This is a genomic window from Clostridium sp. LIBA-8553 (assembly GCF_057782465.1).
Genome location: NZ_CM173489.1, coordinates 2,243,106 through 2,264,303 on the forward strand (window position 1 = coordinate 2,243,106; position 21,198 = coordinate 2,264,303).

Annotated in this window: 14 protein-coding genes; 2 read left to right on the plus strand and 12 right to left on the minus strand. The window is 27.7% G+C overall.

The features are described 5' to 3' along the window. Positions 1-19: 19 nt before the first annotated feature. The 6 genes from AC2JAQ_RS09885 to AC2JAQ_RS09910 all read right to left on the minus strand — a co-directional run bounded on the left by AC2JAQ_RS09885 (position 20) and on the right by AC2JAQ_RS09910 (position 10,509). Complete coding sequence (locus AC2JAQ_RS09885; protein ID WP_488456304.1) at positions 20-1,204, minus strand: ABC transporter permease; 1,185 nt, start codon at positions 1,202-1,204, stop codon at positions 20-22. Continuing rightward, positions 1,191-1,889 (minus strand): ABC transporter ATP-binding protein, encoded by a 699-nt coding sequence (locus tag AC2JAQ_RS09890; RefSeq protein ID WP_488456305.1) that lies wholly within the window; start codon positions 1,887-1,889, stop codon positions 1,191-1,193. The genes AC2JAQ_RS09885 and AC2JAQ_RS09890 overlap by 14 nt, the downstream gene beginning before the upstream one ends. Continuing rightward, on the minus strand, positions 1,882-3,012 hold the full coding sequence (locus AC2JAQ_RS09895; protein WP_488456306.1) for an efflux RND transporter periplasmic adaptor subunit: 1,131 nt from the start codon (positions 3,010-3,012) through the stop codon (positions 1,882-1,884). Before AC2JAQ_RS09895 ends, AC2JAQ_RS09890 begins: the two co-directional genes overlap by 8 nt. A gap of 401 nt (positions 3,013-3,413) precedes the next feature. Continuing rightward, complete coding sequence (locus AC2JAQ_RS09900) at positions 3,414-4,490, minus strand: DUF1002 domain-containing protein (RefSeq protein ID WP_488456307.1); 1,077 nt, start codon at positions 4,488-4,490, stop codon at positions 3,414-3,416. A gap of 488 nt (positions 4,491-4,978) precedes the next feature. Then, positions 4,979-8,380 carry an AAA family ATPase gene (locus tag AC2JAQ_RS09905; protein WP_488456308.1) on the minus strand — a complete coding sequence of 1,134 codons (3,402 nt, stop codon included), beginning with the start codon at positions 8,378-8,380 and terminating at the stop codon, positions 4,979-4,981. 98 nt (positions 8,381-8,478) lie between these two features. Then, the gene (locus tag AC2JAQ_RS09910; protein WP_488456309.1) at positions 8,479-10,509 is read right to left on the minus strand and encodes a molybdopterin-dependent oxidoreductase; all 2,031 of its coding nucleotides are present in this window, start codon (positions 10,507-10,509) and stop codon (positions 8,479-8,481) included. A 595-nt stretch (positions 10,510-11,104) separates the two neighbouring features. On the opposite strand from AC2JAQ_RS09910, the gene AC2JAQ_RS09915 reads away from it, so the two are divergent. Then, positions 11,105-12,199: a ribose-phosphate pyrophosphokinase gene (locus AC2JAQ_RS09915; protein ID WP_488456310.1), complete on the plus strand. Its 1,095-nt coding sequence runs from the start codon at positions 11,105-11,107 to the stop codon at positions 12,197-12,199. 48 nt (positions 12,200-12,247) lie between these two features. On the opposite strand, the gene AC2JAQ_RS09920 is transcribed toward AC2JAQ_RS09915, so the two are convergent. The 3 genes from AC2JAQ_RS09920 to pulA form a co-directional block, all read right to left on the minus strand. Further along, positions 12,248-13,309 (minus strand): PRK06851 family protein, encoded by a 1,062-nt coding sequence (locus tag AC2JAQ_RS09920; RefSeq protein ID WP_488456311.1) that lies wholly within the window; start codon positions 13,307-13,309, stop codon positions 12,248-12,250. Between the two features lie 167 nt (positions 13,310-13,476). Next, on the minus strand, positions 13,477-14,469 hold the full coding sequence (locus tag AC2JAQ_RS09925; RefSeq protein WP_488456312.1) for a polysaccharide deacetylase family protein: 993 nt from the start codon (positions 14,467-14,469) through the stop codon (positions 13,477-13,479). Positions 14,470-14,653: 184 nt separating this feature from the next. Beyond that, the gene (gene pulA / locus AC2JAQ_RS09930) at positions 14,654-16,618 is read right to left on the minus strand and encodes a type I pullulanase (RefSeq protein ID WP_488456313.1); all 1,965 of its coding nucleotides are present in this window, start codon (positions 16,616-16,618) and stop codon (positions 14,654-14,656) included. Between the two features lie 181 nt (positions 16,619-16,799). On the opposite strand from pulA, the gene lepB reads away from it, so the two are divergent. After that, the gene (gene lepB / locus AC2JAQ_RS09935; RefSeq protein ID WP_488456314.1) at positions 16,800-17,336 is read left to right on the plus strand and encodes a signal peptidase I; all 537 of its coding nucleotides are present in this window, start codon (positions 16,800-16,802) and stop codon (positions 17,334-17,336) included. A 207-nt stretch (positions 17,337-17,543) separates the two neighbouring features. Here the strand turns inward: lepB and AC2JAQ_RS09940 are convergent, their stop codons facing one another. The 3 genes from AC2JAQ_RS09940 to AC2JAQ_RS09950 all read right to left on the minus strand — a co-directional run bounded on the left by AC2JAQ_RS09940 (position 17,544) and on the right by AC2JAQ_RS09950 (position 20,913). Continuing rightward, entirely contained in the window at positions 17,544-18,371 is an 828-nt protein-coding gene (locus tag AC2JAQ_RS09940; protein WP_488456315.1) for a hypothetical protein, read from the minus strand. 93 nt (positions 18,372-18,464) lie between these two features. Then, the gene (locus tag AC2JAQ_RS09945; RefSeq protein ID WP_488456316.1) at positions 18,465-18,731 is read right to left on the minus strand and encodes an ATP cone domain-containing protein; all 267 of its coding nucleotides are present in this window, start codon (positions 18,729-18,731) and stop codon (positions 18,465-18,467) included. A 160-nt stretch (positions 18,732-18,891) separates the two neighbouring features. Continuing rightward, positions 18,892-20,913 carry an LTA synthase family protein gene (locus AC2JAQ_RS09950; RefSeq protein ID WP_488456317.1) on the minus strand — a complete coding sequence of 674 codons (2,022 nt, stop codon included), beginning with the start codon at positions 20,911-20,913 and terminating at the stop codon, positions 18,892-18,894. Between the last annotated feature and the right edge of the window lie 285 nt (positions 20,914-21,198).

The following is a 21,198-nucleotide window of genomic DNA, read 5'->3' on the forward strand; positions in this document are numbered from 1 at the left end:
AATATATTATAATTTAATATTATCTGTAAATAGCCTTTATAGGATCTAATTTACATGCATTATAAGCTGGTATTATACCAAATACTATCCCCTCAATTATTGAGACTAAAGTAGCTCCTATAAATGTACTCATTGTAAGAATTGGCTTAAATGGTAGGAAAGCTCCTGCTCCTTTAGCTACCAAGTAACCTAACAATATTCCTATTAATCCACCTATTAGGGTTACTAATACCGCTTCGAATAAAAATTGAAGTAAAATACTCTTTGGCTTTGCTCCAATAGCTCTTCTTATACCAATTTCTCTTTTTCTTTCTGAAACTGATACATACATTATATTCATAACACCAATTCCTCCTACTAAAAGAGAAATTCCTGTTATAAATGCTATAAATTTAGTTAATCCACCTATTATATTTTCAAATGCTTTAGTTATTTCCTCTGGATCTTGCATTTCATATTTTCCTGCAATATTAGGATGATTAGACATTAAATACTTCTCTATTTCTTTAAATATAGCCTTTTTATCAGTATCTGCATTAAGTGATACATCTAGTGAAGCTATCACTTCATTGCTGTTCATATTATCTATTGCCTTTTGAGGAACATAACTTGTGCTTCCTCCAAAGCTCATCATATCAACCTTAGGAAGAATACCTATAACCTCAAAATTCACTCCATTCATAGTTACAGCTTTTCCAATTCCACTTTCTATTGGATCAAATAACTCTTTTGCAACATTGTTATCTAAAACAATTAAAGATTTATTTTCATCACCATCTTCAAACCATCTTCCATATTCAACCTTCTCATTCTTTCCATTGTATGGTCCTAACATAGCAAATTGATTTTTGTCAAAGTATTGAAGCTGACTACTTGAAAAACTCATGACTCCCATGAATCCTTGAGACGGCTTTACATCTTTAACTCCTTTTATACCTTTTATTCCTTGTATATCTGACTTTGTAAAAGGTTCTAAAAGACTCATATTAGCCTCAAAATTATCTGGTTTAAATGTTATATTTATTTTATTAGCATTAGTTTCTTGAGAAGATTCTAAAACATAAGCTTTTAAACCATCCCCTACTGAAAGTATTGTGACTACAGAGCTTATGCCAATAATAATACCAATCATTGTTAGAAAAGTTCTTAGCTTATGAAACTTTAAACTAGCAATGGCTGTTTTTATTAAATTAATTGCTGACATAATCTTCCCCCTTTGTTATTACTCCATCCTTAACTCTTATTACTTTATTAGCATATTTAGTTAAATCCTCATCATGTGTTACCATAATTATAGTCTTTTTATCCTGATTAAGTTTTTTTAAGATTTCCATAATCTCTATACCTGTATTACTGTCTAATGCTCCTGTTGGCTCATCTGCAAAAATAACATATGGATTATTTATAAGTGCTCTTGCAATAGCTACTCTTTGTTGCTGTCCTCCTGATAATTCTAGAGGAAATTGGTTTTTCTTTTCAGATAATCCAACCATATTTAGATACTTATCTATAAGTTCCTCTCTTTCCTTACGAGGAACATTCTTTTCATTATATAACAAGGGAAGCTCAACATTTTTTCCTATAGTCATAGAATTTATTAAATGGAATTGTTGAAATATAAATCCCATATATTTATTTCTAATGTTAGCCTTTTGTTCTTCTTTTAATTGGCTTACATCCATATCATTAAACTTATATGTACCATCTTCAAATCTATCTAATAATCCTAATAGATTCATTAGAGTTGTCTTACCGCTACCTGATTTACCCATTATCATAACGAAATCACCTTGTTCTATGGTTAAATCTACACCTTTTAAGACATGAAATTTTTCTTTTCCTAAATTATAGTACTTATTTAAATTCTTAACTTCTACTATATTACTCAACCTTCATCCCCTCTTTCATGTTTGGCGTAGGGTTAGAGATTATCTTATCTTCTTCATTAAGTCCACTATTTACTATAACTACATCTTCACTTCCTTCTTTAGGTGAATATGTTATAACTTGTTTCACAAGTTTTCCGTCTACATTTTTAAATACAAATTCTTCATTATCTATATTTAAAATTGCTACTTTAGGAATCTCAATTGGTTTTTTATCTAGATTAACAGATGCTTGAACATGGAATCCATTAGTTAAACTCTCTTGAGAATCTGGAGTTATGTTAACTTTATAATAAGACATATTTCCACCTGCTCCTCCTTGAGCTCCTGCTTGTGCGGCTAGTGAGGCTCCTCCATCTACAGGAGTATTTCCAACTGAAGTTATTTTACCTTTTATATTATTATTTGTTGAAAGTATATTTATTTCAACCTCTTGACCATCCTTAATTTTAGGTTGGTCTTTTTCATTTACTGTTCCGCTAACATAATAATTGTTAGATTCAATAGTCATATACGGTTGTGTAGGACTTCCATTTGACTCTCCTAATATCACCTTTCCATCAATTGGTGCAGTTACTGTATAATACTCTTTATCCTTTAATGCCTTTATTTGTTTTTCTAAAAGTTTTATCTGATCATCAATACTACCTGTTGATAACTCTCCACCTGCATTCTGTCCTAAATTTGGCACTTGACCTTGAGATGCATTCTGATTATCTAGTCCTGCTTTTTTTAAAGCCTCTAATTGTTTTTTAGCTTCTGTATTTTGCTTTTGAATTTCTTCTTTTTGACTCTTAGCTGAATTTAATTGAAGCTCTAATTGTTCTATTTGACTCTGAACCTGTTCATTCTTATAGGTAAATAAAGGAGCTCCCTTTTCAACAACCTCTCCATCTTTAACTGAAACCTTATCTACCTCTCCCTTTGTAGGCTCTAAAAATATAGTTTCAACCTTTTCTGGCTCGATTTTACCATTTACAAATACTTTATCTGTAGAAGGTACAGTATAAATTTCCATGGTTGCTACAGTTTCTTTATTCATTCTTTGCTTTAAAAAATAACTACCAACTCCAACTCCTGCAAGTATTACAACTGTTACTATTGCTATTATGTATTTCTTCTTCATGAATATCCTCCCTTACAAATTATTTATCCTAATAATATCATATTTTTTAAATTTATGTATAAATTTTGAATATTATTAATCTTAAATAAACCTTAAATCACCTTTTGAACAATTTATTAATAATAAATTGAATTTTTAAATTTTTTACCTAAATTAATTTTAATTTCCCTTGATTGTCAAAGCATATTTCATATAATACTATTACAATGCATTATTATTCTATCTATTCTTATAATCACTTTTCTTAAAACAAAAGGCTATATTTTAATCCAATGTTAATTTTTAGATAGAACTGTAAGTCTCTCTTAATAGGCCTAAGGAACTAACTAAAAATTAACATTCAACCAAAATATAGCCAAATAAAAAATTAGAGAGATTAGTTAATCTCTCTAATTTAAATACTATTTATTTTGTTGTGTTGATTGATCTTGTTGTTGTGTTTGCTGGTATTGTGGTTGATCTTGAATATCCTCTTGTTTATTTGAGTCATCTGAATTATTTCCTGTCTTTATAACTATATTACCATTTTCATCATATGTTATTCCGTCTTTAACCTTCTCACTAGCTGAACTAAACATATTTACAATAAAGTCTTTAATATCAACTAGAACATTCTTTATTCCGTTTAATGCCTTTTCTAAAAGTCCACTCTCTTCAAGTTGCTTTCCTGTATCCTTTAAAACTTGTTGAAGCTTATCATTCATTTGATTTAAAGACTCTTTCATAGCATTGTAGTTATAATCTAAATCATTTATTTTTGACATAAATTGTATAGTTTGCTCTTGTTGACCTTGTGTTAAAACTATATTGTAATTATTAGTAACATTATTTACTATCTTTCCAATTTCTTCATCATTCTTAGGCTTATCTTTTATTACATCAGTTTTAATATCATTAACTACTACAGCTGCCTCATCTTTTCCTAATGTTTGTCCATCTTTAGTCTTTGCTTCACTAAGATTATTAGTTAAAGAGATTTCTTCCCTAGCGGCTTCTTTCTTTGGAAGAGATAACTCTTCTCCTGAGGCATCTTCAAACCCTTTTAATATACCTGCTAAAGCAGCAGTTCCTGTTACCTTAAATGGGGCATCTGCTTTTACATCTGCATTATTTACCCCTGATGTAAGAAGTGCATTGGCAAGCATACTTCCTGTTACCTCTGTTAGATTATTAGTGGTTACATTTATTCCACCTTTATCCTTAACTACTACATAAGAACTTGATATAGATTGACTGCTTGGTGGAATAGGTTTACTTGTATCCATACCTAATTGTTCTCTTATATCTTGATTAGTTACTTCTATTATTTTAACTTCATTAGCCTTTACGCCAAAAGCATCTAACATTTGTAATTTCTCTGCTTCAGTTAGATTTGCTCCTAAAGTTACTACGGACTCAGTTTTTTGACTCTGTGCAAAAACTGGAGTTGCTGCTCCAAACATAAATGTACTTACTATGGCCCCACAAAGAACTTTCATTAAACTTTTCTTCTTTATCATACTATTTTCGTTGTAAGTAATAGTTAATCCCTTTAATTTAACTATTGCTCTATTACTACAACAACACCTCCTAAAATATAGTTGTTATGAGAAATTAAGCTTGTCTTTTTAATCAAACTCACTAAACTTCTTCATCTGTTTTCAAATTATATCATGGCAAATATACATAAAAATTAAAATTTGATTACGTTAATATATCTTAATAAAAAAGTAATTTCTATTTACTAACCAAAAACTATAAAAGTTATATAAACAAATACTATAAAGCCTAATATAATTAATATTTATACTAGGCTTAATTAAAAGCACTAAATTTTTAGACTCTGTTTTAACCTATTATTAATCTTTACATAGAATTGTAAGGCCCATCTTAATAAGCAATACTTTGCGAAATTAAGTAAGTCTGAAAGTGTAACTAAAAATCAGTATTAACCTAAAACAGAGCCAAATTTCAAAATAATATTTATTTAAAAACTACCATGTTGAGTGACATTTTTCTTTAAGAAACTTTCCTTACTTTTTAATATATCTTCTGCTAATATTTTATTTAATTTATCTATATTAAATTCTTCATCACACACTCTTACACTTTGTACTCTTATTAAGTTATCTAAAAATTGCTTTATCATAAGACCATTTTTAAGAGCTAACTCCCCTATTCTCTTTTGCATATCTCCAATGGCATTTTCTAAAGCAATTTCAGCTTCCTCATCTAAAGAGAAACCTTTTTTAACTAAAGTACTTAAGGCTATGTCACATAATTCTTTTTCATTATAATTTCCAAAGTCAACCCAAACAGGGAATCTATAGTTTAATCCTTCATTAGCTAATATAAGATCTTTCATTTTTCCTCTTACGCCACCAAGAACAATAACTATTCTATTACTATTATTGTCTATGAATTTTATAAGATCTGAAACTATCTCATTATATCTTTCTTCTCCAAAGAAGGTATTCCATTTATCTATGTATAAAACTTTTCCAATATGTTTATTTAACATATCTTCTACCTTTATACCTGAGTTGACCATTGCCATAAACTCATATTTATCTATTTGAACTATGCTTTTAGCTTTTAATATTCCCATACTATATAGCATCTCTGAATATATATTAAGAACAGTTTTTTTACCTGTTCCACTTTCTCCAGTAAACACCATATTCATATACTTATTTAAGTCAACTTCAAAACCAAGTTTCTTTCTTTTCTCCTTGATTTTCATAAGTTTATACTGACTTCTTAGGAAATCTTTTAATCCCTCATTTCCTACTAAAGCATTTAATTTTTCCTCTAAATCAAAATGATTATCATATTTAATTGCATTCATAGCCTTAATATCTTTTGTGTTTATTAAATTCATTTCATAAACACTTATATCACTTTCTGCAATTCTAATGCTTTGATTTCTTATAAGTTGCTCAACATAATTCCTTACCATTCTTCCATTACCTGATTGAGCATCTGCATTTTCATATATATCAACAAAACTCTTTTTAAGTTCTGAATATCCATTCTTGGAAAGCTTAAATCCTTTGGCTTCCACTAATTTTATGGCCATTTCTAAAAGTTCATTTGGATTATAATCTTCAAACTTAGTCCAAAGAGGGAATCTTGACCTTAATCCTATGTTAACATCGAAGAAGTTTTCCATCTCTTCTTCGTAACCAGCTAAAATAACTATTACTTCTTTTGAATAATCTTCAATTAATTTAAGAAGAGTTTCTATAGCTTCCCTTCCTAAAGAATCATTAGCTAAGGTATATGCTTCATCTATAAATAGAACACCACCTAAGGCTTCCTTAAACTTCTCTTCAGTTTTCTTTGATGTTTCTCCTGGGATATCTGAAACAAAACTTGATCTATCAGTTTCAACTAATTGACCAACCTTTAAAAGCCCCATACTATTTAACATTTCAGCAACTAATCTTGCTATGCTAGTCTTTCCTATTCCAGGATTTCCTGCAAATATCATATTTAAGTTCTGTTCTATTTTAGTGTTTACTCCAACAGACTTTCTCTTTTCTTGAGCCACTATAAGTTTATATTGACTTCTTAAGAATTCTTTAACCTCTTCAAGTCCAATTATTTCCTTAAGCTTTTCTTCCAAATCAAATTTAGCACTAACTTTAAAGTTGAAATTATCTTTTTCTAAAAGATCTATAGCTCTTTCTTTATTTACTAAGTATTTTTTTGAAGCATCCATTATTGCATTTTCTACAATATTTCTAACAAATCTAGCATTTCCTAAATCACTCTTTCCAACAAGTTGGTTCTTAGTAAATAATTCAATAAGTCCAGCCTTTGCATTATTCGCTATTCTGTATCCCTTAGATTTAGCAATATTAACGGCTATTTCATACATTTCTGATGGATTATAATCTTCAAATTTTATTACATTTGGAAATCTTGATTTTAACCCTTGGTTAAAACTTAAAAAGTTTTCCATATCTTTTTCATAGCCAGCTAAAATAACAGTTATATTGTCTCTATTATCTTCTATTCCTTTTAATAAAGCATCTACAATTTCAAGTCCTACTTTATCATTTTCATCTTTACATAAGGAATAAGCTTCATCTATAAACAATACTCCTCCTAAAGCAGACTCTATTATTTCATTTGTTCTTTTGGCAGTATCACTAACTCCCTCGCCTATGAAATCTGCCTTACTAACTTCTTTAAATATGTTCTCTTTTATCATCCCTAAAGCATGTAAGTATTCAAAAGTTATTCTTGCAGCATTAGTTTTTCCTGTACCTGCATTTCCTGCGAATATCATATTTAAAGATATTTGAGTTGGCTTTAGTCCAAGTTTTTCTCTTATCTTTTGTACCTTAAAGTTATTCTCTATTTTATCTATAAAATCCTTAAGCTCTTTCATTCCAATAATAGACTCTAGCTTATATCTAACCTCTTCTAAAGTTGGAGTTGTGTACTTACTTAAATCATATATTTCATCATTTGACTTACAGTAGATACCATCATCTTTTACATATATAAGCAATCTACTATTTGCTTCAATTCCTTCTTTTCTAATAATATTAGTTATTGGCTTACATATTTTATAGGATATATATTGATCTAAACTCAGACTTCCTTTTTCTCTAAAGTTATCCCCTATATAAGGACAAACCCCTGCTTTTTCTTCTATTTCTGGGTCTTCATCTACACCTATTATTATGTCAACCTCAAAAAGTTCTTTAACCTTTTTTATCTCTTTTAATAATTTTTTCTTTATGACCTTATTTTTATCCTTTTCACTTAGTGCCTTTCTATACAATGCTTTGTCCTTATTAACTAAAAACTCCTTAGATATTGTTTCAAAATCTTCATCCTTTTCTTTGTTATAAAGGAATATAAAGAACTTATTATTGCAAATAATTCTATTTATGATTTCTTCATCAACTTCCTCTGCTTCAACTAAAAACTTATTCTTTATTACATAATTATCTTTTAACTCTATACAAGAATTAGGACTTATACCTGAAAGTATATTTAATATATCTTCACTTGCTTTTTCTGTATTTTTAAATATTAAACATTGAGAATCATTATTTAGTTTTTCATATAAATCTGTTAAGAAAGCATTATATCCCAAATTAAATTCATATGCAGCTAAATCAATCTCATCTATCTTACTATTTTTAACAAATTCGTGCTTACTAAGCTCTTTAAAAAACAAACTTAATACACTATTTTTAAATACATCTCTTTCTTCTACTATAAGTAATATACCTTTGCTATTTTCTTCAATTTTTTCTTTAAAATAATTGCATAATTCCTTATTAAAGATTCTTTGCCCTATAAGTTCCTCATTAAGTTTTTTCTCTATTTTAAAAAATCCATTTTCTAAAATCTCTTCATTCACCATATTTTACTCACTTCACAAACTAATTTTTTAATGAAGTAATTCCTCCTTTTTCTATAATGTTTATCCTCTTCAAATACCAACCTTTTCCTTTTGTTATTTTATTTATTATTTAAAGTTATCTTTTCAATCTCAACAAATGTATCATTGTATGTTATTTGTCCACCAATATCAGAAATGCCTGATTCAGTTAAAAAATTTGGATTGCCATGCTTTTTCCACCATCCAACATACATAAGCACCACATAATCTTGAACTCCATTATCTAAAGAACACTTTACTATTATTTCTCCATTTGACGATTTTAGCCTAAATTTCTCTCCATCGTTTAAATTAAGATTTTTCATCATCTTTTCATTTAAATATGCCTTTGACATTCCCTCTATGTCCATATAATGTTGACTTGACAAGGAATCCTTAGAATGATTAGTAAGCAGCCTAAACTTATTTTTATCCTCATCTAAAAATTCATCTTCTAATTTAACTACATTAGGTATATATGTTGGAATTAAACTTCCACATTCCTTTAAGGCTCTTTCAGAAGCAATCTCAACCTTTCCAGAAGGTGTTTTAAACTTTTTATCTTTCCAAGCTATATCATTATAAACTGTAAATGGTTCCTTCTTAATTATATCTAAATTTATATCTTTATTATATCTTCTTAATGGATCAATAACTTTGTTTAAATACTCTTTTTTTGAAACCAATGGATATCCTTTTAAATTCATTCTTTTTGCTAATTCCATGAAAAAGAAATACTCATCCATAAGTTCTTCTTTAGGCTCTACAACTTTCTCATTATAAATTAAATATGGATTAGTCATTGAACTAAATACCATGTCCTCACTTTCTAAAGTATTGGTACAAGGTATGAATAAATCACATTTTGAAGCTGTATCTGTCATAAACATATCAAAACAAACTTTAAAATCTACTTTATCCAAGGTTTCATTTAACCTATTTAAATTAGGAAGTTGATTCATAAGATTGCTATTAGCTATAATCATCATTTTTATCGGAGCTATATAATCTTCTTTATTTAAAGAATATTTTCCAGGCAATTCTATAAACTCATTTATCTTCGAAACATAAAATTCTCTATTTTCCCCAAAGCTCTCACTTTTAAAAGGATCTAAATCCAATATTCTAGTTAAAACCTTATTGGCATAATTTACTCCTCCACCTTTAACTCCAACCTGGCCAGTTAAAGTGCCTAATGCATCAATAGCTCTTATGGTATTTCCTCCATTTTTATATTTTTGCATTCCATATCCTAAATATATACTTGAATTTTTTTCACAATATATCTCAGTAAGTTTATTTATTTCCTTTATAGATATTCCACATTCTTCGCTTAAATACTCTAAATCAAACTCCTCTAAATGCTCCTTATACTCTTCAAATCCTAAAACATACTTACTTATAAACTCATTATCTTGAAGGTTTTTAGATATAATGACCTTAGCCATTGCCATTGCTAAAGCTCCATCTGTTCCTGGCTTAACTTTTACATGGAGATCTCCAAGCTTTGCACTTTGGGTATTTATAGGATCTATAACTATTATTCTACTTCCATTTTTCTTAGCCTTATTTAACATAGACATTGTATGTACGGTTGTATAAGCGGGATTTTTTCCCCATAAAAATATATTTTTACTATTTACCATATCATCTAAAGAATTAGAAATAGAATCTCCAAAATCATATTTTTGTGCTCTCATACCAGCACTCCAACAAGGTCCTCCTATAGCTTTACTAACGCCTCCATAAAAGTTGAAAAATACATCCTCTATTCCCTTAAGAATTCCTCCACTTCCATATTGATTATAATATAGTATAGATTTTGAAGAATGCTCTTTCTTTAAAAATTCAAGTTTTTCCTTCATTATGTTTAATGCATCTTCAAAGGTAATTTTCTTCCACTTACCATCAATCTTTAAAAGAGGTGTATAAATTCTATCCTTATGATTTAATCTTTTTAAGTGTGCCATTCCCTTTTTACATATAATTCCCTTAGTAAAAGGATGATCCTTATCCCCTTCTATTTTTATTATTTTATCCTTTTCTTTATAAACACTAAATTTGCAACAATCAAAACAATCTAAAGTACATCCATGACTTAATATTTCCACAAACATGCCTCCCCATAGCTTTTTATTCCTATTCTACCAATTAATTATTAAACTCCCTCATTAAACTTTCTATATTCATAAAAAACTATGAATATAAAATAAATAAAGTTTACTTTTAATTTAGTCTAATTTTATACGAAGGACAAGCTACTAACAACCATAAAATGAAATTTAATTCATATAAACTAAAAATTTCTTATAATTTTTTTCAAATTTCTTAACACTCTCATTTTAATCCATATATCTTTCAATATATTTTAAGTCTAATAAAATTTGTTTTTTCTAAAATTCTAAAGTCCTAAAAATTAGTCCTATCTCTCCCCCTTTATTAAAGACATAAAATCAAAGTATTATTGTTCCTAATATCTTAACAAAACATATTATTTATAAATCAAATTTTGAATAATATTCATATTTTCTAAAAAATCTAAATTATCTGACAAGGAAAATTAGCGTAATTTCTTAAATTTAGTCAAAATTTATGATAAATTTCTATTTTTAAAAGCAGATTATTCGTATATAATATAAGTGACAATATCTTTAGTATTTACGATTGTAAAATATTTTAAATATGCATTGAGAAGGAGATAGACGAATGAACGAACAAAATCATGGATTAGGAATTATAGCTTTAGAAAGCTGTACAGAACTTGGCAACGCTATAGACAAGCTTATACAAGAAAAAAGAAATTGCAAGGATTCTTTTTTAATCAAAACTGATGAGATAAGATTCTCTAATGGTGAAGGAAAAGTTAAAATACCTGAATCTGTAAGAGGAAGAGATATATACATCCTTTGTGACATAGGTAACTATAGTTGTACATATAAAATGTTTGGTTTTGAAAATCATAAAGGACCAGACGAGCATTTCCAAGATATAAAAAGAACTGTTTCTGCAATAAGAGGAAAAGCTAGAAGAATTACTGTAATAATGCCTCTTTTATATGAATCAAGACAACATAGACGTAAAGGAAGAGAGTCTTTAGATTGTGCCTTAGCACTTCAAGAACTTGAAAGATTAGGTGTTGATGAAGTTTTAACTTTTGACGTTCACGACCCTAACGTTCAAAATGCTATCCCACTAATGTCATTTGAAAACTTCTACCCAACTTATGATATAGTTAAATCTTTAATTCACAATGAGAAAGATTTAGAGCTTGATAAGGAAAAATTACTTGTAATAAGTCCAGATACTGGAGCAATGGATAGAGCAATTTACTACTCAAGCGTATTAGGAGTTGACGTTGGTTTATTCTACAAAAGAAGAGACCATTCACGTATAGTTAATGGTAAAAACCCAATAGTTAAACATGAATATATGGGAAGAGATGTTGCTGGCAAAGATGTTTTAATCGTTGATGATATGATAGCATCTGGAGAATCTGTACTTGATATTGCTCAAGAATTAAAAGGAAGAAATGCTAGAAATGTATATGTTGCTACTACTTTCTCATTCTTTACTGAAGGTTTAGAAAAATTCAACAAATTCTTCAATGATGGAATAATTAAGAGTGTTTATTCAACTAACTTAACTTATATTCCTGATGAATTAAAAGACGCTCCTTGGTTTAAAGCTGTTGATTTATCTGACTTTATATCAAGAATAATAAACAGATTAAATTACGATAAATCTGTTGCATCATATATGGATGCTACTCATATAATCCAAAGATTATTAAACGAAAAATAGTCTTTTAAATTTAAAGGCTCTGCTTTTTTAGCAGAGCCTTTATTTTATTTATTTAAATAAAAATTCTACAACTTTCTTTGCTTCTTTATCATTAAAAGCATCATTGTAAATTTCATCTAACTTATTTTTAACTTCCTCACCTTTTGCTAAGAAAGCATTTCCCTTTCCAACTTGATTCTTATAATTCACAGCAAGTTTTGCAATTTCTTCCTTGTGAATCTTATCAACATCGCCCTCAAGATATGCAGTATAAACATCTATAATTTCATCCTCTTCTTTACTTGGGAAATATTCGTGAGGTGCTGTACTATCAAAGATTGCAAAATTTAGTTCTCTACTTATAACCATATCCTTACTATCTGGATCAAATGCACAAGAATAAAATTCTACATCATAACCTAAGTCAGATACTTCTTTTGCTATTTTTTTAAGCATAGTTGATTTTCCTGTTCCTGGTCTGCCTTTTAAAAAATATCTCTTAACACCTTCTGTTATGTTAGGTACGAAATCTTTTGAACCAGTAGGTGTTGCTGCACCTAAATATCTCTCTACAATTTTACCTGGCTTTTCTTTCTTAATAGCATTTTCTGTTAACAGTGCAATTACATGCTTCGTAAACTTATTAGCTTTATTAATATTTATATAAGGGAAATAAATGTCTTCCCAGTAATCGTGTATCTTTAAAGCCTTTTTATATTCCATATTAGCATTAATCATACATTGAGAAAATTCCCCTTTTAAATCTTTTATTGTTTCTTCATTTTCACTAATCTTGTCTTTTTCTAGAAATACATCTAAGTCTATTACTTCAACATTATCTCCTATTAAATTCATGAACCCATGAAGAGGCGTACCATTTATTACAGCAATTTCCTTATCTTTTAATATTATTCCCTCCATTTCGTTATTATCTATAGAACTGACAATAACGTCTAAGTTAAACTTGTTACTGTATTCATCTATAAGCTCTTTTATAATAGCAGTCTTAAATATATTGCTTCCTCCATTTAATGAATAGATTTTTTTTAACCCTTGAAAAATAGAATTATAAAGTGGTTTAAATCCTTTTGATGTATTTGCTGCGCCATAATAATAAATTATATTCTTCATTTTTTCTCCTTATATCTAATATATCACTCTTAACTTATTATATTTTACCAACTGTAAATAAGTTACAGTCTAAAAAAAGTTGATTTTATTTTTACAAAAATAAAATCAACTTTTTAAATAAGGAGTATCTTAACTTATAATATTCTACAATTAATATTTATCTTTAATTAATTAGTTTTTGTACTGCTACTTTGTACATTGCTATTTGTATTTGAAGAATTAGAATCATTTGCAGGTGAATTTTTTATTACCTTAAATGCATAACCATGATCTTTGTAGAATTTTATTATTGCAGGTAGTGCTTGTACAGTTTCTTTCTTTGCTGCAGCATCATGCATTAATAAAATTACATGATTTAAAGAATTAATATTTTTTGCTGAGTTTTGAACATATTGATCTATTGTATAATGTTTTCCAGTTGCATCTCCAGTTTCAGCATCCCAATCTATACTAACTATATTATCCTTTGCAAAAGCTTCGTCTAATGCTTTTAAATTAGGGTCTCTATAATATCTTCTTGACATATATCCACCTGGCATTCTGACTACTCTAGCATTAAAATTATCTCCTAATATACTTTTCATTATATCATTAGTTTCATTTAATTCACTCATAAACTTATTTACATCTACTGAGTTACCTGGATATAAAATCTTATAATCATGAGAATAACTATGAGTTGCCACAGCATTACCCTGATCTATTTCTTCCTTTAATAACTCTTGATTTTCCTTATTATCTTTTAAAGCTGACCCTAAATCAAAAAATGTAGCATGTACATCCTCTTCTTTTAAAATTTTTAATATCTCTCTTGTATTTTCACTTGGTCCATCATCAAAAGTTAAAAATATTTCTTTTTCAGTATTATTTGATTTTCCTTCAAGCATTTTTTCAACTTCATCTGCACTAACTGCATATGAATCAGCAGCATAAATTATATTTTGATTTGGCATTATATCTGTTGGTTTTGGTTTTTCCTCTTTTTTAGCTTCTTCTACATTCGTCTTAGTTGAAGCTAATGCCTTCTTACTGGAATTGTGATTTTCTAAAGCTTTAATACCAAAACCTAAACCAACTACTATAATAATACCAGCCACAACAACCGCTATTCTTCTTTTAACATATTTTTTATGCCTTGTTCTTTTGTTCACAAAATTCATCTCCATGTCTATATAAATTAAATATTAAAGTCTCTCAATATTTATATTAAAACTTTTAAAACTCTTTTTTGTTACAAATTGTTTAAATTTACTTAATATCAAATTCAATTTAAAAAGAAACTTAAAATAATTTACTTATCTTAAGTTCCTTTTTTCAGTATTTTTAATCATTAAGATGCTTCTATTATTTAATTTTTTTTAGTACATAAGCTGATTTGCCTTCTATTTTATGATTATTAGAAAGTTCATCTATTACCTCTTTACCAGCAATTTTTTTATTAACTAATTCCCCCCATTCTCCCTTTGGAAGAGTTAAATTAATTTTATTGTCACTGCCATTGAAAATTACTATGAATTCATCATTATCATCTTTTAATCTGTATGCAACTACATCTTTTTCTTTTATTCCTAATTCTTTTTCTATAAATGAAAGTTTTTCTCTTATTTCTTTACTACTATTTAATCTAAATAATTCATATTCTTTTCTTAAATTGATTAATCCTCTGTAATATTCAAAGAGACTTTTATACTTTATTTTTCTTGTCCAATCAATTCTATTGACAAAATCATTAGATTTATAACTATTTTCAACAAATTCTCCTTTTTCATTAACCTTACTTCTAAGAAGTTCTTCTCCTGAATGAATAAATGGTATGCCTTGAGAAGTTAAAACTATAGCTGCACTTAGCTTATTCATAGCTATGATTTCTTCCTCTGAAGCATTTTCACATACAATTCTTAATTTATCATGTAATGTATTATTATCATGAGCTGAGCAATAATTTATTGTTTGATAAGGCTCATTTGCCCAAGGCTCTTCGGAATAATTTATTTTGTTATAATTTATTTCTTTGTGATAAGTAGATGCAACAATTCCAAACCTTATGCTTTCTTCAAAATTACTTCCACCATTTACAAAACCGCCCTCTTTAAGCTTCGAAACATGTCCTTTTATTCCATCTCTCATATCATCACTAAATGCAGCTATTTGTAACTTTCCAAACTTATCTACATTACATTTAAAGCATGCTTCTTCCTTAGGTAAAGGGGATTCTCCACCATTCCATCCTTCACCATATATTAAAATAGATTCATCTATTTTATCCATTTCTTTTCTTATTTCTTTTAATGTTCCTATATCATGTAATGCCATTAAATCAAATCTAAAGCCATCTATATGATACTCTTTAGCCCAATACTTTAAAGAATCTACCATATATTTTCTAACCATTAATCTTTCTGAAGCTAACTCATTTCCACAACCAGATCCATTAGAAAATTCCCCCTTTTTATCCTGCCTATGATAATACCCTGGATATGAAAGATTCAAATTAGAATTTTCTCCTGAATAAGTATGATTATATACAACATCCATAACAACTCTTATTCCACTCTTATGAAGCTTAAGTACCATTTCTTTAAATTCTTTTATCCTCACTTCTCCATTGTAAGGATTCTTTGAATATGATCCTTCTGGTACATTATAATTTACAGGATCATATCCCCAATTATATTGAGGTTCATCTAATCTCTCTTCATCAACAGATCCAAAATCAAATGAAGGTAAAAGGTGCACATGAGTAACTCCTAATTCTTTTAGATGATCTAGGGTTGTTTTAACCTTAGTTCCTGGAATTGTAGTTTCCCCTTCTACTACTCCTAAAAATTTACCTCTATTTTCTATGGAGACTCCCGAACTTTCATCAATTGAGAAATCTCTTATATGCATTTCATATAAAATTGAATCTGTAGCTTCTTTTAGCTTTGGCTTATGCTCTTCTTTCCATCCTATAGGATTAGTTTCTTCTAAATCTATAACCATTCCTCTATATCCATTTACCCCCAAGGCTTTGCAGTATGGATCAACAAAATCATGTTCAAAATCTTCTCCTGAAATATGATATTTGTAGTAAACTCCATTTAAGTCTCCATTCTTTACAACTTCCCAAACCCCATTTTCTTTCTTAATAAGTGAATCTTTTTCTATTAAACTATCTGTATTACCATCTTTATAAAGCAATAACTCTAAACTTTTAGCCTCAGGTGACCATACTCTAAAAATTGTTTTGTCTTTACTATATATTGTTCCAAGTTCACCACTATAATAAAATTTATCATTGAATTCTTTAGAATTAAAATTTTTTCTCATAAAACACTCTCCCTTTTTCTCGGTAACGTTTCCAATAGATTGTATATAAATTACAATTCATTTAATTTAATTATATTAAAGCACTAATTAAATTTCAACTAAAACTTAAATATTAGTTCTTATTTATAAGCGAAAAAAATATTCTAATAATATATTCTTAATCTATACGAGGTACTAATCCATGAAATATTTTCATTATATTCTAGACCCACCTGATAGTTTTTTTAAGATTATACTAACAATATTAATATCCGTAATTTTGATTCTAACATTTTTCTTGAATAACATTTTTATAGCCATTGTTGATGGTTCTTCCATGGAAAATACCATACATGATAGTGATATACTAGTCGTAAACAAAAAAGCATATTCTATTTCTTCTCCTCAAAGATATGACATAATTAATATATATGCACCATATAAATATGATAATTTTTTAGTAAAAAGAATTATCGGACTTCCTGGAGATGTTATAGAAATAAATGATTCCACACTCTATATAAATGGAGAAAAAATTTGTGAACCTTATATAAAAGAAGAAATGAATATACCCTACTATTTAAAGCTAAATATACCTAAAGATAAATTTTTTGTTATGGGAGACAATAGAAATATAAGTTTAGATTCCAGATATTTTGGTTTAATACAAACTCAAGATATTCAAGGTAAGGTAATATTAAAATACTGTCGTAAAAATCATAAATTAAAATTATTCTAAACAGTTATTTTATAACAAGGAAACTGTATCAAAAGTAAAGTAAAATAAAACTTATAAATATATTATGAGAATTACTAGATTCCACTAAAAATTTATAAGCTTTATTGTTTAAAGTTTTGATACAGTCTCTTTATACTCTAATATTTAATAAATATATTAATCATCATTAAAACCCTAACTTATTATTAAAATAAACTTTTTTTATTTTTAATTAATATTTGTAGTAATACCATCCTTTACTTCTTTAACTTTCCAAGATTCCTTATCAACAAGATATTGACTGATTAATGCTGGTTCTGGTTTTCCTTCTGGATAATAGAATTTATTTATAATAAATCCATAACTTCCATCGCCTAAATCATACACTTCATCAGACTTAATTTCTAAATACTGATCTTTTTTTACAACGCCAAGATCTTTCACTACTTCTAAAGCCTTTTCTTTTTCTTCTTTTGCTTTTTTATTTTTTTCAGCTATTTCTTTGTTCTTTTCCTCATTTTTTTCTATCTTTTCATCTAAAATCTTCATTTTAGAATTTCCACTATCAATTAGCGCTTTAGCATTATCACCTAAATAAGAAATACTTTCAACAGATTTACTCAATAGATCCTTAGCTTCAACTATGCTTCCTTCACTCTCTAAAGTTGTAACCTTGTCCATATTTAATTTAAAATCATCTATAGCATTTTTATCTTTGCTTATTTCTTCATTTAATTTAGATATATCCTCTTTAATTAAATCTGCATTTTTATTTTCTTCTACCTTGTTTAAACTTTCTAAAGCCACATCTAATTTAAACTCATCATAAGCTTTGTTTGCAATTACATAATTATATGTTAATTCATACAAACTCTCAGCTTCATCTGTATTCTTTGAATCTTCTTCACTTGCAGCTTTAAAAATTGCTGTAGCATTCTCATAATTTCCTTTTTTAATTTCTTCTTTCCCTTGGTTTATTAAATTTTTTCCTCCACATCCAACTAAAAAGCTTATAATAATTGTTAAAACAAATGCTACACCTAATTTTTTTCTCATCCCTTTATTACTCTCCCCTATATACTTTTAAATTAATTTAATTATTACAAAATAAATTAGGCAGACCTCCCTACCTAATTTATTTAATAAACATTATTTTTTATATTCTATATATGCCTTTAATATCTCACTAAATTTTTCATTTTTTAAGGTACTAATTAAAATTCCAACAACCTCATAACTTGAAGTTGCCTCATTTGATCTTATTGATTTTATTGTTTTCTCAATATCTTCCGTTATTATCTTTATATCTGATTTGTTAAGAGTTAGATTTAAATCATTAGCCGCATTTGATAAGCTTGTTGATAATTTTTCAATTTTGAATTCTTCAATTCTACCATCTTTTTTTATTATGTTCATTAGTAAAACCCTCCCATTAAAATTAATCTAATTTTATTAATCCTCAAATTAAGTATAACATTTACATTTTCCTCTTAAAAGATAAATTTTATACTTAAGATTTAGTAAAAAAATGGCTAGACTATTATTTATAAGTCTAACCATTTAAATATAATATAAATTACTGTTTTATTTCTAACTCATTAGTAGAGGTTAATATCTTATCATACTTTCCTATTTGACCAACTGAAATCTTCTTAATATTTGAATTAATATCAGTTGTTGTTAAGGTATGGTCATCTACAAAATTAGTTTCAACAATTTTACCATTTATGATAATTTTACTTTTATAATTAAAATTATCTCCTGTTACTGTTAATGTATTGTTACTTATATCATAATTATTTAAAACTATCTCATTTATACCAAACTTCATATTAGTTTTTTCATATTTATTTTTCTCTTTGTTTAAAGCATATTTATTTCCAAACAACATATCATACTGAAGCAATTCAAATGCATTATTGTAGTCAGGATTTCCTTTATACGCCTCATGGAATGTAGGCATAATTCCTGAAACCATATTTAAGTTTTCTAATATATATGTTGTAAGTTCCTCAGCCTCAATATTTATATTTTCCTTTGGTAGACCTATATTATCCCATATAAAGAAATCAGTTAAATATTTATTGCCATCTTTTAATACACTAGCATCTTCATTTATTACTTTTAAGGATGGTAAATGATCTCCAAACATTGCTATTACAGTAGGCTCTCCTGAAGCTTCTACATAATCAACAAGATCTTTTATATATTCATCAACACCTCTTAACTTGTTAACATAGCATTGAATTTCATTTTTCTCGTCTTGAGTTAAATTTCCATCTACAGTGTAATTATCAAAATCTGAAGATGAATATCCGCCATGGCTTTCTACTGTTATATTATAAATGAACTGAGGTGTTTCATTATCACCTATTATTTGTTCTATAGGCTTAATATTTAAAATATCCTCTGGATATTGCCATTCATCGTTATTAGGCTTGTCCATATACTCCATAGGAACATATGTATCAAATCCTAAGTTTGGAAATACTGTATCTCTATTATAGAAGTTACCTTCATAGTTATGTATAACACTTGTATCATATCCATAATCATGTAATATGTAAGCCATACTTTCTACCGGTTGTTTTTTTAATATGTTATTATTAGGTATTTCTCCAACTGGTAAATAATCTGTACTTAATCCAGTTAATACTTCAAACTCACTTCTAACAGTCCCTCCACCATAAGTAGGAACCTTTAAAAATCCATGAGTTGATTCTTCTGCAATTCTTCTAAAATTAGGTGTTGGATCTTCCGTAAAATTTAAACCCTCTATTCTATTTAAATCCATAAATGATTCTAATTGAACAATTATAATATTAGGCATTTCCACTGGCTTAGTAGAAGCCATCTTAGCTTCATCAGCACTAGCTACCTGTTCTTCTTCAATTATATTATCCTTTATATTCTCAATTGATACTTTACTATAATTAGCTGGTTTTTTCACTTCAAACCCCGCCGCTGTATCTAAAAATGAATAGATAAATCCATTTTGATGATATGAAGCTGGTAGATCCCACCTATATATTTCTATTCCATCCTTTTTACTTCCATAGAAACTACCTGTAACAATAACAACTAAAGGAACAACTATTAATCCATAAGGATTAAAGACTTTATTTCTACTCTTATATCTTTCACTAAACCATAATGCTGTTATTATTGCTACTATTACTATTAAAGCTATAGCAACATATTTTAAAACTCCTAAGTCTATATAATTTTCTGCTATTGCTATACCATCTTTTATAGAGAACATATCAGCCCATATAAGTGGCGATCCTCTAAAACCTACTATTACTCCGCTTGCTACATAAAATCCCATAAGTATTATACTTATGATTCCATAAACCATTCTAGTCTTTTTAAATAAAAAGGATACTGAAGTAATTACTAAAAATATTAAGTAATTTAATATAAATGGCTCCCTACTATTAGCTAAAAAGCTTTTTCCATTTTCAATAGATCCTCTATAAAATGATTCTCCTAAAAGAACTAAAAGAAAAGATAAAGTAATCCAAAGAAATAGGTTAATTCCTAAATTCTTCAGAGTTTTTTTATTTCCTAAAAGCTCTTTAAAGTATTTCTTATTCATTTAATTCCTCCCTTAGTAAGTGTAATAAATTGAGACTTAATTCAGAATTAAATTTACTTTCCTAACATCTAATTCATTTTAATCTGAAGCTTATAGTCAATTAGTTCTTATTTCTACAATTTTAAAATTATAAACTATTAAATCATCATATCAATTAAAAACTTTCCTTGTCAATTATCTCTAAAAATAAATTTTTAAACTTAAAATTTATAAAACATTATATTGATTATTCTAACTTATTTAAGCTTTTTATGCTATTTAAAATTTGTTAATATTCATTAAATG